The sequence below is a fragment of the Candidatus Aquicultor sp. genome (assembly GCF_054640775.1).
The window spans coordinates 1-2,518 of sequence record NZ_JBTSLF010000350.1 but is presented as its reverse complement, the minus strand read 5'-3'; the positions used below and the strand labels follow the sequence as shown (position 1 = coordinate 2,518).

2 protein-coding genes are annotated in these 2,518 nt (G+C 46.7%); both read right to left on the bottom strand.

Annotation, left to right across the window (positions count from 1 at the left end; genetic code table 11):
- Positions 1-86: 86 nt before the first annotated feature.
- Positions 87-1,061: a tRNA (adenosine(37)-N6)-dimethylallyltransferase MiaA gene (gene miaA / locus ACYC56_RS15240; RefSeq protein WP_461375023.1), complete on the bottom strand. Its 975-nt coding sequence runs from the start codon at positions 1,059-1,061 to the stop codon at positions 87-89.
- Between the two features lie 98 nt (positions 1,062-1,159).
- Positions 1,160-2,518, bottom strand: a 1,359-nt coding sequence (locus ACYC56_RS15235; RefSeq protein WP_461375022.1) for a DNA mismatch repair MutL family protein, incomplete at its 5' end; no start/stop codon positions are given.

The window sequence follows — 2,518 nt, the reverse complement described above, 5'->3', positions numbered from 1 at the left end:
AAAGACCCGTTGATGAGAAGTATTGCAAACCAGGGGATCAGGACGATTCGAATCAGGGTTAAGAAATTAGGGATGGACATAATTTTTCATGATAGATTAAGAAATTTATTAATTTTTAAATGGATTGTAGCAAATTCTTTCGGAGAAAACCAGTTCAAATTGGTTTCTTTACCCAACCAAGTCATTTGTCTCTTGGCATAACGGCGGGTATCTCTTTTTATCAAGTCAATGGCTTCTTTTAAGTCCAGGTCCCCTTTTAACACCCCAGTCAAATGGCGGTAGCCCAAGGATTGCATCGTCTTCAATTCAGAAGAATATCCTTTTTCTAAAAGTCCCTGGACCTCCGCCAGAAAGCCTTTGTTCATCATTTCATCGGTCCTCAAATTAATCTTCCGGTAGAGGGCATCGCGGTCCAACGAAAGGCCGATCCAGAAGATATCAAACTCAGGGCCGGTCTCTTGTCCCCATTGCTGCCAATCCGAAATTGGACGATCGGTCAACTCCAGGACTTCCAGTGCCCTGATCAATCGAAGGGTATCCCGGGGATGAATCCGGTTTGCAGCTTTGGGATCGGTTTCTCTCACGGCAGCCCAAAGGAATTCGGGACCTTGATCTGAGGCAGCTTGCTTCCAACGTTGTCTTATCTCACTATTGGGTTTGGGGCAGTCAAAAATCCCTCTTTGCAAGACCCTTAAATATAAACCGGTTCCACCGGTCACGAAAATGGGCACCCGGCGGAGATGCAGCTTTTGAATGACTGACTGAGCCCGGATCTTGAACTTAGAGACATCAAAAGCTTGATCCGGATCGACAATATCAATCAAATGATAGGGGACTTCCTCTCTTTCCGATAACGTTGGCTTGGCTGTTCCAATATCCATATATCGGTATACTTGCATGGAATCGGCATTGAGGACTTCCCCCCCCATCTCTCGGGCCAGTTGGTGGCTGAGGCCGGATTTCCCGACTGCCGTCGGTCCGGTAATAAAAATTAATTTAGGGCGGTGCATTTTATGGTCTATTTGGTCTATACGGTTCTTTTGGTCTCTTTGGGCAAGCAAAGGGCATAGAGCATAGTGCAAAGAGAAATCTCGCTTGTTTTGTTTGTCTAAGATTCTTTACTCTATACCCTACCCTCTTTGCCCCATGCCTTTTTAACTCATCTTCGTTTGAATCGTTTTTCGATCTCTTCCCAGGAAAACAGAATCCATAATGGACGTCCGTGAGGGCAATGAGAAGGAGATTCTGTTTGATCCAATTGAATCAATAAGGCCTTTATTTCTTCCTGACTTAACACTTGTCCGGCCCGGATCGCACTATGACAGGCCAAAAGCTTTAACAACGATTGAGAGAAATCCTCAGGCTTCATTAAACGGTTTCCCGTCTTCATTTCTTCCAGGATTTCTGTTAAGGCTGCTTCTCCTTGTCCCGAACTCATGCCCACGGGTATAGATTTTAGCCATAAGCTGTTTCCACCCGCCGAAGTGATCTCAAACCCGAAGGAGGCTAATTCCGGAAAGATCGAGTCAGCGTCCATCGTCCAGCCCGGAGGCAATTCAACCAGAATGGGGATAATAAGATATTGAGAAGAGACCCCTCCGGCCTGCCACTGGATACGATATCGTTCATAGAGAATCCTCTCATGGGCGGCATGTTGATCGATCAACACCAGGCCTTGGTTCATCAAGGCCACTAGGTAGGTCCCCCGGACTTGACTCAGGATCGTTAACTGAGCAAAACCCCCTTCCTTATCGACCTCCTGTCCCACATCCATGAGTTGGTCTATAACCCCGGAGGGAGCCTGTTCCCCGAAAGGGGTATTAAGTTCCGTAAGGAAAAGAGAGGGGATAGAACCAGTTTCCCGGGTTAAGGGAGTCAGGAATTGGGGGATATCGACTTCTTTAAACAGGAAAGGTTGTGTTGGACCTGGGGTCCAACGGTTTGAAAAAAATTCTTTCACCATCCCTCCCGATTTAGGCACATAAGATTTTAAGGCCTGCCCTATGGCCCTTCCTACCAAAGTTTGAATCCAGGTTGTTTGACTGAAGCGCACCTCTTGTTTAAAGGGATGAATATTAACATCGATCAGTTCCGGAGGAACTTCCATCCAAAGGATGGCGGTGGGAAATCGCCCCGATGGAATCATACCGGCATAGGACCTCAGGATCAGGGGGTACAATAGAGGGCTGCGCACCCATCGCTGATTGACAATAAAGGCAATATTTCTGGAGGAATTTTGATGGCAGTGGGGCGGAGAGATAAAACCGGTTATATGGATCCGATCCTCATTCAAGTCGAAAGGAATCAAATCTTTTATTTTTTCCGAGCCCCACAATTCTTGCAAACGAAGGAGTAATCCCTGATCAGGAAAAAGTTGGAAAATCTTCTTTCCATTATGGATCAGTTCGAATCGAAGGTGCGGGAAGCCAAGGGCCACCCGTTCCAAGGCCATCTGTATTTGGTTCCACTCGACCCTTGGACTTTTCAAAAAAGCCATCCGGGCCGGCGTGTTATAAAA